10 protein-coding genes are annotated in these 12,488 nt (G+C 69.7%); 5 read left to right on the top strand and 5 right to left on the bottom strand.

The window, feature by feature from the left end:
• Positions 1-134: 134 nt before the first annotated feature.
• Positions 135-2,354: a beta-glucosidase gene (locus tag ACQUSR_RS00710; RefSeq protein WP_431040546.1), complete on the bottom strand. Its 2,220-nt coding sequence runs from the start codon at positions 2,352-2,354 to the stop codon at positions 135-137.
• Positions 2,355-2,367: 13 nt separating this feature from the next.
• Positions 2,368-3,408 (bottom strand): LacI family DNA-binding transcriptional regulator, encoded by a 1,041-nt coding sequence (locus ACQUSR_RS00705; RefSeq protein ID WP_431040545.1) that lies wholly within the window; start codon positions 3,406-3,408, stop codon positions 2,368-2,370.
• A gap of 234 nt (positions 3,409-3,642) precedes the next feature.
• Between ACQUSR_RS00705 and ACQUSR_RS00700 the strand changes: the two genes are divergently transcribed.
• Complete coding sequence (locus ACQUSR_RS00700; protein ID WP_431040544.1) at positions 3,643-4,800, top strand: endo-1,4-beta-xylanase; 1,158 nt, start codon at positions 3,643-3,645, stop codon at positions 4,798-4,800.
• A gap of 51 nt (positions 4,801-4,851) precedes the next feature.
• On the opposite strand, the gene ACQUSR_RS00695 is transcribed toward ACQUSR_RS00700, so the two are convergent.
• Positions 4,852-5,928 (bottom strand): LacI family DNA-binding transcriptional regulator, encoded by a 1,077-nt coding sequence (locus tag ACQUSR_RS00695; RefSeq protein WP_431040543.1) that lies wholly within the window; start codon positions 5,926-5,928, stop codon positions 4,852-4,854.
• A gap of 231 nt (positions 5,929-6,159) precedes the next feature.
• Here ACQUSR_RS00695 and ACQUSR_RS00690 point away from each other — a divergent pair, with 231 nt between their 5' ends.
• From ACQUSR_RS00690 to ACQUSR_RS00675, 4 genes are all read left to right on the top strand, one after another.
• On the top strand, positions 6,160-7,467 hold the full coding sequence (locus ACQUSR_RS00690) for an ABC transporter substrate-binding protein (protein ID WP_431040542.1): 1,308 nt from the start codon (positions 6,160-6,162) through the stop codon (positions 7,465-7,467).
• A gap of 9 nt (positions 7,468-7,476) precedes the next feature.
• Positions 7,477-8,433 (top strand): carbohydrate ABC transporter permease, encoded by a 957-nt coding sequence (locus ACQUSR_RS00685; protein ID WP_431040541.1) that lies wholly within the window; start codon positions 7,477-7,479, stop codon positions 8,431-8,433.
• A 4-nt stretch (positions 8,434-8,437) separates the two neighbouring features.
• A complete protein-coding gene (locus ACQUSR_RS00680) occupies positions 8,438-9,388 on the top strand; it encodes a carbohydrate ABC transporter permease (RefSeq protein ID WP_431040540.1) in 951 nt (316 codons plus the stop codon).
• A gap of 154 nt (positions 9,389-9,542) precedes the next feature.
• Positions 9,543-10,400 (top strand): GH12 family glycosyl hydrolase domain-containing protein, encoded by an 858-nt coding sequence (locus ACQUSR_RS00675; RefSeq protein ID WP_431040539.1) that lies wholly within the window; start codon positions 9,543-9,545, stop codon positions 10,398-10,400.
• An 835-nt stretch (positions 10,401-11,235) separates the two neighbouring features.
• On the opposite strand, the gene ACQUSR_RS00670 is transcribed toward ACQUSR_RS00675, so the two are convergent.
• Together ACQUSR_RS00670 and ACQUSR_RS00665 are read right to left on the bottom strand one after the other, a co-directional pair.
• Complete coding sequence (locus ACQUSR_RS00670; RefSeq protein ID WP_431040538.1) at positions 11,236-11,901, bottom strand: DUF3995 domain-containing protein; 666 nt, start codon at positions 11,899-11,901, stop codon at positions 11,236-11,238.
• Positions 11,898-12,248 (bottom strand): DUF6191 domain-containing protein, encoded by a 351-nt coding sequence (locus ACQUSR_RS00665; RefSeq protein WP_431047301.1) that lies wholly within the window; start codon positions 12,246-12,248, stop codon positions 11,898-11,900. The genes ACQUSR_RS00670 and ACQUSR_RS00665 overlap by 4 nt, the downstream gene beginning before the upstream one ends.
• Between the last annotated feature and the right edge of the window lie 240 nt (positions 12,249-12,488).

Raw genomic sequence — 12,488 nt, 5'->3', positions numbered from 1 at the left:
TACCTCGTGGCACCGGCCCGGTGCCGCTCCAAGAGGCAACGGCCCGGTGCCTCTTGGAGCGGTGGATCCCGCACGCAACCGCGCGGCGCTCGCGGTGGTCGATGCCGTTCGGATGCGGCACGCAAGCCTGCTCGTCAGCCGGTGACGACGGTCACCGGAACCGTGAGCACTCGGTCGGCTCCGGGGTGACGCACAGGGCCTTCGAGGAGGAATGATCCGCTGAGGGGCAGGTCGCCGCTGGAGCGGCCGACCTCGACGCCGATCTCGCCGGGTTCGACGACGCGCCGCAGGTCGAGGCCCGTGAAGGAGCACCGGTCCGCGTGCACCTCGAAGGCCACGCGGGCGGACGCCCCGGCCTTCAGCGTCACCCGGTGGTATCCGGCGAGCCAGCGCGCCGGGCGCACCACCGAGGCGACGGGGTCGGACAGGTACAGCTGCACGACTTCGGTGCCTGCGACGTCCCCGGTGTTGGTGACCGTGGCCTTGATCGTCACCGTTCCGTCCGTGGCGGCCACCGGAGTGACCTCAAGGCCGGAGTAGTCGAACGTCGTCCAGGTGAGGCCGTGCCCGAACGGGTAGAGCGGCGTCGGGTCGACGCTGCTCCAGTCGGTGTGGCCGCCGAGCCGGGGCCGCAGGTAGGTTCCGGGCTGGCCGCCGGGGGAGCGGGGCACGCTCACCGGCAGCCGTCCTGACGGGGAGGCCGCACCGGACAGGATGCCGGCGAGCGCGGCGCCGCCCTCCTCTCCGGGAAGGAACACCTGGACGACTGCGGCAGCTCGCTCGGCCAGACCGCCCAGCGCATAGGGCCGGCCCGACAGGACCACCAGGACGGTCGGGACGCCCGAGTCGATTACGGAGGCGGCATAGGAGGCCTGGTCACCCGGCAGTTCGAGCGTGGCCGCGTCACAGCCTTCGCCCGAACTGCCCCGGCCGAACATGCCGGCCCGGTCCCCGACGACGAGGATGCCGACGTCCGCCTCGCCAGGCTCCACGAGCGTGAACCCGGCGTCGGCGAGGGCCTCGGCGAGCGTCGGAATCGCCACGCCGGGATCGTCGTCGAGAGCGACGTGGTTGGGGAAGGAGTAGCAGCCGAGCAACGCTCCAGGGTCGGCGGCGTGCGGGCCGAGCACCGCGATCCGGCTGGGCCGCAGCGGCAGCGTCCCGTCGTTGGCCAGCAACACGACCGACTCTTCCGCGACGAGCCGGGCGAGCGCGCGGGCTTCGGCCGGGTCCAGGTCGAGGTCCTCGGGCGCGGCGGGAGCCCAATCGTGGTCCAGGAGCCCGAGCTCGGCCTTCTGGGTGAGCACCCGCAGCGCCGCCCTGTCGACCAGCTCCTCCGGAACCGCTCCGGAGGCGACCAGTTCGGTAAGAGCGCTCCCGAAGCAGCGAACGGTAGGCAGCTCGACGTCGATCCCGGCGCGCAGGGCGAGGGCTCCCGCCGCGCCGGGTGAGGCCGCGACGCCGTGCCGGGAATGAAGGAACGAGATACCGAAATAGTCGGCCACCACGACGCCCTCGAACCCGAGCTCGTCGCGGAGCAGCCCGGTCAGGAGCCGCTCGTCGGCAGCCGCGGGCACCCCGTCGACGTCGGGGTAGGCGTGCATGACCGAGCGCGCCCGTCCCTGCCGCAGCGCGAGTTCGAACGGCTCGATCAGCACGTCCGCCAGCTCGCGGGGACCGACGGCGGCGGGCGCCATGTTCCGGCCGCCCCGCGACGCCGAGTACCCGGCGAAGTGCTTGAGCGTGGCGACGATCCCGGCCTTCTCCAGCCCGGCCACGTAGGCCGCCCCGACCGTCCCCACCAGGTAGGGGTCTTCCGCGATGCACTCTTCTGTGCGTCCCCACCGGTAGTCGCGCACCACGTCGAGGACGGGGGCGAGCCCCTGATGGACGCCGGCCCGCCGCATTCCGGCGCCGATCTGCCCGGCCATCCGCTCGACCAGCGCGGGGTCGAAGGTCGCGCCCCAAGCCAGGGGGCTGGGGTACACCGTCGCACCCCAGGTCATGAAGCCGGTCAGGCATTCCTCGTGGACCATCGCGGGGATGGCGAACCGGCTCGCCCGGGTCACCTCGTTCTGGAGTGAGGCCAGCCGCGCCATGCCCTCGCGTCCGGTCACCGGGGCGGTGCCGAACACCCGGGTCAACTGGCCGAGCCCGGCTCTCGCGAGCTCGGCCAGGGCAGGGGCGGGTTCGTCGGAGGGGTCTTCCATCGGGGCGACCGGCGCGCCGGGTTCGGAGGGCATCGCCCAGAATCCGGCGAGCTGGCCCGCCTTCTCCTCCAGGGTCATGCGACCGAGCAACTCCGCGGCACGGTCGGCGGGGAACAACGAGGGGTCGTGCCAGGGCTCGATCAAAGGGGCCTCCCACTCAGTCGGGGGGTGCGGCGGTGGAGTGACGGACCTTCAACTCGGTCGCCAGCTCCACCCGGGGACTCACCGGCCGCTGGCCGTCCAGCATCTGGAGGAGCATGCGGGCGGCGATCCTGCCCATCTCCTCCAGCGGCTGGCGGACGGTCGTCAGCGGCGGTGACAGCCACTCGCACATCGGAAGATCGTCGAAACCGACGATGCTGAGATCCTGGGGGACGCGGAGACCGGCCTGCCTGGCGGCTTCATAGACACCCATGGCCTGCACATCACTGCCGGCGAAGATCGCCGTGGGGGGTTCGGGCAGCGACAGCAGGTCGACGGCGTTGCGGAAACCGCCCCCGTGCTGGAAATCGCCGAAGCGGATGAGGTCGCGGTCGACCTCGATCCCGGCGCGCTCCAGCGCGGCCCGGTAGCCGTCGATGCGCGCCTGGCTGCAGAGCAACTCCTTGCGGCCGCCGATGACCCCGATCCGCCGGTGTCCGAGCGACAGCAGATGCTCGGTGGCGGCCAGACCGCCCGCCCAGTTGGTCGCGCCGACGCTCGGCACGCCGTGGCCCGGCAGATCCACCGGGTCGATGACGACCAGCTCGACGCCGGCGGCCCGTACCTTCTCGATCTGCTGGTCGGTCACGTCGGACGTCACCAGGATGACGCCGTCGCTGTGGTGCAGCACCGGCAGGTCGGTCCAACTCGGCGGAACGGCCTCGTCCGACCGGACGAGGGAGACCACCATGCCGACGCCATGGCCCGCGCATTCGGCCTCGACGCCGCGCAGGATCTCCACCGCCCAGGCGCTGTCGAGCCCGCTGATCACGAGGTCGACCAGGCCGGAGCGGCGGGCCCGGGCCTGCCGTCCCGGCGCAACGTAGTCGTGGGCGCGCAGGATTCCCTCGACCCGTTCCCGGGTGGCGGGGGCGACGTCGCTTCGACTGTTGATCACCTTGGAGACCGTGGCCTGGGAGACGCCGGCCTCCGCGGCGATTACCGCCAGGGTGGGGCGCTGCTCGCTCAACTCGCTCAACTCCTCCGCGCGATGCATCGCACGCTATCGGAAAAGTTTCGAAACCTGTAGGTCGCGTTGTTGCCAGCTATTCGGCCCCTGAGCCTTGACCTGTTACGGCACGGTTCCTAAGTTGGGGCGTCAGGGGAGCGACATATTTTCGAAATATTTCGAACCGTCGTCTCCACCCTTATGGGAGGCCCTCGTTGGCCGATCCGCGACGCCCTCGCCACCAGATGACCCCTGCTCCCCCCACCAGGCAGGAGAAGACACATGCGCATACCCGGCATGACCGCCGCCACAATCGCGGCGGCCTGCGGCCTCGTGCTCGCCCTGTTCTCCGGGGCAGCGGCGCCGGCAGCCCCCGCGGCCGCTGCCCCGTCGACCCTGAAGGAAGCCGCCCAGACCACGGGCCGGTACTTCGGCGGGATCATGAGCACGAACTCGCTGGCCAACGGGACGGCCACGTCCCTGGCAGCCAGGGAGTTCGACATGATCACCCCCGAGAACGAGATGAAGTGGGACACCACCGAGCCCAACCAGGGCGACTTCCACTACGACCGCGGCGACGCCATCGTGGACTGGGCCCGCTCCCAAGGGATGCGGGTGCGCGGCCACACCCTCGTCTGGTACAGCCCCGACGCCGACAGTCAGCTGCCGGCATGGGTCAAGCAGCTGCCCCTCGACCAGGTGCGTGCGGCCATGGAGAACCACGTCACCGAACTGGTCTCCCACTACAAGGGCAAGCTGTACGCCTGGGACGTCGTCAACGAGCCGTTCAACGATGACGGCACCTATCGCAACAGCGTCTTCCACCAGGCGATGGGCCGGGACTACATCGCCCACGCGCTGCGCGCCGCCCGGGCCGCCGACCCCGACGTCAAGCTGTACCTCAATGACTACGGCATCGAGGGCGACAACACGGCCAAGAGCAACGCCATGTACGACCTGGTGAAGTGGCTGAAGGATGAGGGCGTGCCGCTCGACGGCGTCGGCTTCGAAAGCCACTTCCAGGTCGGTCAGCTCCCGCACGGCATCCAGTCGAACATGAAGCGCTTTGCCGACCTCGGAGTCGACGTCGCCGTCACCGAGTACGACAACCGGATGCCCGTCACCGACCCGCAGACCCAGCGCCCGGTCAACCCCGGCGACCTGAACCAGCAGGCCACCGACACCGCAAGCGTCGTCAGCGCCTGCCTGAACACCGCCCGCTGCGTCGGCGTCTCCCAATGGGCCGTCGGCGACGCTGACAACTGGGTGCCGCACTCTTTCCCGGGCCAGGGCTCGGCGACCCTGTTCGACGTCGGTTACGCCCCCAAGCCCGCGTACCACGCCGCGCTGAACGCCCTCGGCGGCGGTGGCGGCACCCAGCCGCAGCCATGGGGCCGCTGGAACACGGCTGACGAGATCCGCGGCGTGAACTCGCCCTGACGGCCCCGCAGTCCTGAGCCGGGTGCCCGCCCGAACAGGCGGGCGCCCGGCTCAGGTGGTGGACTTGCCGGGCGCGGCCCCGGTGCTCTCCCGGACGACCAGGTGCGTGGCCAGCTCCATCCGCAGCGTGGAGCCGGGGAGCACCGTGTCCGCGCCCTGCAGCACGATGCGGGTGGCGAGGGCCGCCATTTCGCGCAACGGCTGACGCACCGTGGTCAGCGGCGGGGACGCCCAAGCGGAGTTCGGAACGTCGTCGAACCCGACGATGCTCACGTCGGTCGCGACCCGTAGCCCGGCCTGCCGGATCGCCTCGTATGCGCCCAGCGCCATCAGGTCGCTGCTCGCGAAGACCGCGGTGGGCGGGTCGGGGAGCGCGAGCAGGTCGCGCATACCGGAGAACCCGGTCGTGTAGTAGAAGTCGCCGGGCTGCTGGAGCGCCGGGTCGACCGCGATGCCGGCCCCCTCGAGTGCCGCGCGGTACCCGTCCAGCCGCGCCCGCGTGCACAGGGCGTCATCGTGGCCCCGCAGGATGCCGATCCTGCGGTGCCCCAGCTCGAGCAGGTGCTGGGTCGCGGCCAGGCCGCCCTGCCAGTTGGTCGCGCCGACCGTCGGCACCCCGGCGTCGGGGCTGCCGACCGGGTCGACCACGGCCAGCGGGATGTCCAGGGACGTGACCTGCCTGCGCTGCGCCGGGGTGAGGTCGGTGACCGCCAGGATGATTCCGTCGGAGCCGCGCTTGGACACATTGTCCAGCCAGCGCAGGGTTTCGGTGGTGGTTCCGTGGGTCGCGGCCACCACCACCTCGGCACCGTGCTCGGCCGCCTCGCTCTGCACCCCCTGCATCACCTCGCCCGCCCACAGGCTGTCCACCTCGCGGATGACCAGGTCGACCAGCCCGACCGTCTTCTTCGGGCGGGCGCGGCGGCGCAGGTAGTTGTGCCGCCGCAGCAGCTCCTCGACGCGGGCCCGGGTCTCCGGCGCCACCTGGTCACGGCCGTTGAGGACCTTGGAGACCGTCGGCGCCGACACCCCGGCCTCGAGCGCGATCTCGGCGATGGTGACGCGAGCGGCGGGCTCGGCGGCGCCGGACGTGTCCGTCGTCGCGCTGCTGCTCCGTCGGCCGGACATGGGCACCTCGTCTCTGTGGCGGCTCGTCACCGCCATCATACGCGCAACGGGCTCCGATTGTTTCGGAAAACTTTCTGCACGTCAGACCGTGAGGTGCCTGTTGTCGCAACTCTGTGAATCTGCCGGAACGTGAAGAACCCGTTGACGGCATCGGGTGTTGGCCCTAGCTTCCCCGCAAGGGTCCGCAGAAACTTGTCAAAAGTTTCTGTCAGGTAGACGGAAGGCACCCCCATGAGATCTGGAAGTGCTCTGCGAGTCACCACCGCCGTCGCGCTCTCGGCTCTGGTCCTGCCCCTGGCCGCCACGGGCTGCGGCAGCTCTGACGGTGCGGCGTCCGGAAAGATCACCATTCGAGTCGACACCTTCTCCAACATGGGCTTCAACAGGGCGGGGCTCTTCGAGGAGTACGAGAATCTCCACCCCGACATCGACATCAAGGAGGTCAACGCAGCCGAGGAGACCACTTACTGGCAGGCCCTGCAGCCCAAGCTGAGCACCGGCCAGGGCCTGGGCGACATCGTCAGCATCGAGGTGGGCCGCATCCGCACCATCACCGAGAGCAAAGCCGGCCTCTTCTCCGACCTCTCGCATGCCCCCGGCGTACGACCCGGCTCCTTCTACCCGTGGAAGTGGGCCCAGGCCAGGACCGAGGACGGCAAGGTGCTCGGCCTGGGCACCGACATCGGTCCGATGGCCATCTGCTACCGCAAGGACATGTTCAAACAGGCCGGACTGCCCACGGCCCGCACCGCCGTCGGCGAGCTGTGGGCCGGCAGCTGGACGAAGTACGTGGACACCGGCTCGGCATTCCAGAAGCAGACCAAGGACAAGAGCCTGCGCTTCATGGACACCGGCAACGGCCTCTACAACGCCATGATCTTCGGCCAGGTCACCTCCTACTACGACGCCGACGGCGAGCTGGTCTACGCCGACAACCCCAGCGTCAGACAGGCCTACGATCTGGCGGCCCGGGCCAACACCTCGGGAATGACCGCCAAGTTGCAGCAGTTCCAGGCCAACTGGCGCACGTCGTTCTCCGCCGCCAAGTTCGCCACCGTGGTCTGCCCCTCCTGGATGCTCGGCCAGATCTCCCAGAACTCCGGGCCGTCGGGCAAGGGCCAATGGGACGTCGCCAAGGCCCCCGTCCCCGCCAACTGGGGCGGCTCCTTCCTCGCCGTCCCCAGCAGCAGCAAGGTCAAGGCCGCCGCCCAGAAGCTCGCCGCCTGGCTGACCGCCCCGGCCCAGCAGGCCAAGGTCTTCGCCAGCCCCGCCGCGGGCAACTTCCCGTCCTCCAAGGACGCCGCCACCGGCGCCGCGGTCGCCGGCACCCGCAACCCGTACTTCGGCGACGCCCCGGTCGGGCGGATCTTCGGTGACGCCGCCAAGGACATGCCGACCCTGATCATCGGACCCAAGCAGGGCATCGTCACAGGCGGCATCTCCAACGCCCTCACCCGCGTCGAGCAGCAGGGCATGGATCCGGACAAGTCCTGGAACCAGGCCATGGACGACGTCGAGTTCGCCATCGGGAAGAACTGAGGGGCCGGGATGGTCACCGCCGACACGGTCGCCGCCGCTCCCGATGAGCGGCGCGCGGCACGGCGCGGCCTGCGCTACCGCTGGGGCCTGAAGGCCACCCCGTACGCCTACGTGGCACCGTTCTTCGTGCTGTTCGGCGCATTCGGCCTCTACCCCCTGGTCTACACCGCCTGGCTGTCGCTGCACGACGTGCAGCTCGTCGACCTGGATGCGCGGAGCTGGGCCGGGTTCTCGAACTACAGCACGCTGCTGACCAGCCCGCGGTTCTGGAAGGCGCTGTGCAACACCTTCTCCCTCGGGGTCATCTCGGCCGTTCCGCAGCTGCTCATGGCGCTCGGCCTGGCGCATCTGCTGAACTACCGGCTGCGCGGGGCCCTGGTGTGGCGCGTGGTGTCTCTGGTGCCGTACGCCACCTCGATCGGTGCCGCCGCGCTGTTCTTCCAGTTCGTGTTCAGCCGGGACTTCGGCCTGGTGAACTGGGCGCTGCAGGGCCTGGGCCTCGGCCGGGTGGACTGGGAGAGCGGCACCCTCTCCTCCCAGCTGGCCGTGTCGGCCATCGTCATCTGGCGCTGGACCGGCTACAACGCGCTGCTGTACCTGGCCGCCATGCAGGCCATTCCGCAGGAGCGCTACGAGGCGGCGGCGCTGGACGGCGCGTCCCGCTGGCAGCAGTTCCGCAACGTCACGATTCCCGGCATCCGGCCGACCATCGTCTTCACCATCGTGATCTCCACCATCGGCAGCATCCAGCTGTTCGGCGAGCCGCTGATCTTCGGCGGCGGCGCGCAGGCCGTGGGGGGCGGCGCGAACGGGCAGTACCAGACGCTCGGCCTGCTGCAGTACGAGACCGGCTGGGCCAACGGGAACGCGGGGCTGGCCTCGGCGCTGGCCTGGCTGATGTTCCTGCTGATCGTCGTGATCGCTCTGATCCAGGCGGTTGTCACGCGCCGTACGAGGAGGGGATGAGGCCGTGACCGTTCGTACGCAGACTCAGGTCCAAGGGCCCGGGGCGGGACGCATACCCGAGGACCGCCGCCCCCGTGGCCTTCGCCGCACCCGGCGCCCCCGCCGCCTTCGGCCGCTGTTCCGGCCGGGCGCCGGGCGGCAGGCGCACGCCGGTCCGGTCGCCTATCTGCTGCTCGGGCTGATGGCCGCGCTGTCCCTCTTCCCTCTGTACTGGACCATCGTCGCCGCCTCCACCTCCAGCCAGGCCATCAACCAGGCGGACCCACCGCTGCTGCCGGGCGGCAACCTGATCAGCAATCTGGGGGCCGCCTGGCGGGACGCGGACCTGGCCAAGGCGGTGGTCAACTCCTTCGTGGTCTCGTGCTCGGTGGCGCTGTCCACCGTGCTGTTCTCCACGCTCGCCGGGTTCGCCTTCGCCAAGCTGCGGTTCCGGTTCCGTACCGCCCTGCTGCTGGTCGTCATCGCCACCACCGCGGTGCCGCCCCAGCTCAGCGTGATCCCACTGTTCCAGATCATGACCTCGCTGGGCTGGTACGACCGCCTTCCGGCGGTCATCGTGCCGAGCCTGGTGAACGCGGTCGGGGTGTTCTTCATGCGGCAGTATCTCGCCGAGGCGCTGCCGGACGAACTCATCGAGGCCGCCCGGGTGGACGGCGCGGGCCCCAACCGGGTGTTCTGGCACGTGGTCCTGCCGGTGGCCCGGCCCGCGATGCTGGTGCTGTTCCTGATCACGTTCGTGCAGTCCTGGAACGACTTCTTCTGGCCGTTCGTCGTGCTCACTTCCGAGAACGCCACGGTCCAGGTGGCGATGGTCAAGCTGGCCCAGGGTTACGTACCCGACCAGTCGGTGATCATGGCGGGCGCGCTGCTGGGCACCCTGCCGCTGCTGCTGTTGTTCCTGGTGTTCGGCCGGCGCATCGTCGGCGGACTGATGCAGGGTGCCCTGAAGGGCTGAGCAGACATGTCCTCGACGACTGACGTCTTACGTACCGCTCTTCGGACCCGCGCGCGGGCCGCCCCGTACGGATCGAGCCCGGCCCTGAGGAGAGCGACGAACAGTGACCGACCGGGTGCACGGGACGCGCCCGGGTGACAGAGAGGAAACCACCGTGAGAGACATACGCAAGCGGACACGGCACGGAGCCGTGGCGACAGCGGGTCTGCTGGCCACCGCGCTGCTGGGCGCACTGTCGCTGGTGACAGCGCCGTCGGTGTCGGCGGCGACAACCGCCGCCATCTGCGACCAGTACGGCAGCGAGCCCGTGTCGGGCGGCAGGTACATCGTCCAGAACAACGAGTGGGGCGACAAGATCGGGCAGTGCATCGAGGCCTTCGACGGCGGCTTCACGTACACCTCGGGCTACCACAACCTGCCCGGCAGTCCCAAGCCGGCGGGCTATCCGTCGATCTACGCAGGCTGCCACTGGGGCAACTGCTCAGGCGGCAACGGCCTGCCGCAACAGGTGTCGTCCTTCACCAACCCGCAGTCCCACGCGGACTTCACCACCACCGGCGACGGCCAGTGGAACGCCTCCTACGACCTCTGGTTCGACACCAATCCCTACCCCTCCGGGCAGAACAACGGTGCGGAGCTGATGATCTGGGCCAACCACGCCGGGCCCCCGACGCCGTTCGGCCAGAAGGTCGACACCGTCTGGCTGGAGGGCGCCAACTGGGACGTGTGGTACGGCCCGCAGAGCAGCACCACCGACGGCGTCACCATCACGTGGAACACCGTCTCGTACGTACGGCAGCAGCCGGCTGACTCCCTGACGGTGAACATCAAGGACTTCACCGACGACTCGATGGCGCGCGGCTACCTGCAGTCGTCCTGGTACATGACCAGCGTGCAGGCCGGCTTCGAGCCGTGGGTCGGCGGCCCGGGACTGGGCGTGAAGAACTTCTCCTACACCCCCGACGGGAGCGCCTCGGCGGACGGCGCGATCAACGCCGGTTCTGGTCGATGAAGTAGCACGATGTGGGGAGCCCGGCGGCCATTCCGGCCACGGCGGCGGCCCCGGGCTCCCCACCCGGTCCGTAGAGGGGGGCTCGACCCGAGCCAGATCGATCGGCATCTCGCGAACGTCACTTCGAGCCGCCTCGACCTCGCCACCTCCCCGATGATCTCCGCGTGGGGCCGCCGCCCATGGGGGCCCGCCGGCCCGGTCCATCGTCCGCGTAGCGGCACGGGAGTCCCCCAACCGGACGGTTGGTGGGGTCAGTAGCGCTCGGGAAGTTCCCGGGCGTTCGTATCTCCCGCTTCCCTGTCGCGGGCCGTCTCGTTGGGCCGAATGGGCGGATCCGGGGCGAGGAAGAGGGCAGGGCATGCGGCAGGAGCGGGTCACGCCAGTTGCTCGCGGAAACCCTGACGCCACGACGGGTACCGCGGTTCCCAGCCCAGCTCCCGCCTGGCCTTGGCGTTGGAGAAGCCACGCCCCTCGGTCATCATGCCCACCACCATCTCGCCGGCAAGCAGCCGGGCCAGCCAGGCCGGGACCCGCGGTGCCGCCTCCGACGAGCGGGAACATCCGCTTGCGCACCATCCTGACCTGATCGTCGTTGGCATCCGGCCCGTAGAACGCGCCGTAGCGCAGGGCCGCGCCACCAGCCCTGACGACCACGTCCTCGAGGTGGCTGAGCGCTTTCGTTGGGCTTGCCGGCGTGCGCCCCGGAAAGGCCCGTCATCTGATTCACGATCGCGTCCGCCCCGGGCCCCGGCCACCGCCTCACCGACCGACACCGCATCCAACCAGGCCCCGGCCTCACCATTGCGCTCCACACACCCACTCGCTCAACAGAACCTCATGCTTGTTTCCGACAAGGTGAAGTAGAGCCGGTGGGGCGGTGAGATCGGCATGCCGCTGGTCCGGCAACGAGATGGGGAGCCACCCTGCTGTCTGATGGTGTGTGACCTGCCGCTGTTGGAGTAGTGGGGCTGTGGGCGGGCCGGCGGAGCAAGCAGCGTCTGGACGCGGGTGGCGGTTCGGCGTCGGTATGCCTGCTGGACCGAAGGGTGGCGAGGCCGAAGGCCAGTCCTCCGGTGATGAACCAGGGGTTCCAGAGGGCCAGCGTCCAGGCCCGCTGCCCCTCGCTCACGGAGGTGTCCAGGTGCGTTGTGTTGGTCAGCAGCAGCACCTCGATACCGATGCCACGGGCCAGGAGGAGGGCGCTGACGCCCCACCCCAGCCACCTTGCCAGCAGAGCGGGAACGCCCCGGAGCCTGGACCGGGCAAGCAGCCACGCCAGCCGGGCGCCGAGCAGGCAGAGCACACCCACACCCCACAAACCGGCTACGACGAACCACAGCGGGCGCTCGGTGGCCAGCGGACCGGCGGAGATGCTCAGTCCCACATCACCGCCGACGGCCCAGTAGAAGTGCAATCCGGCGAAGGCGGCCGCCCACAAGCATGCGATACGCCCCCACAGCGTGGACGGTTCTGAACCCGTTCCCTCCGGTTCGCGTTTCACCGTCGTCCCTCAAGGGCATCGCGCCTGTCAGCGCACGGGCCATCCGCTTCCTGTGGCAACACGATGAACGCGGTGCCCTTGGTCAGGTCGATGCTGGAGCGGGGCGGCGCACCGTCGCTCTCGTCGTCCCGCTGCAGCAGCTCCACCCGCCGCTGCTCCAGCTCCACCGTCTTGTTTCCGTTCACGACCGCCGTGAATTCATCGAAGGCCGTGTTCGACAACGACCGCCCCGTGCGTCTGCGTAGCCACGGGATCAAGCCCAGCCCCGTGAACCATCGCCACACGCTCTCCGCCAGGGCGAACAAGACCAGGAGACACACGAACGCCGAGAACGACATGGCCCACATCGCCACAGCTGGCCCCCATCATCCTCAACACATCTGACGGTCGGGAAACGACGGAAGGGGCGGCGCCGTTCCCTGGGTGGTGCCGCATAGCAGTTTCCGCAGCAGCGGCAGCACCGGTCACGGGTGATGGTGCCGTCGCATTGAGCTGTGTCCTGTGGACAGGACGGTTCCGTGGGGATCTTCTTGACCGGGTTTCCGGGCTCGGTCAATGCTGATGATCCAAGTGATTTGCCGCCAGAG

It is taken from the genome of Streptomyces sp. P1-3 (assembly GCF_050613155.1).
In the GTDB taxonomy this organism is placed as follows: domain Bacteria; phylum Actinomycetota; class Actinomycetes; order Streptomycetales; family Streptomycetaceae; genus Streptomyces.
Note: the sequence above shows the minus strand (reverse complement) of the source record. Positions and strands in the feature narration are given on the sequence as shown.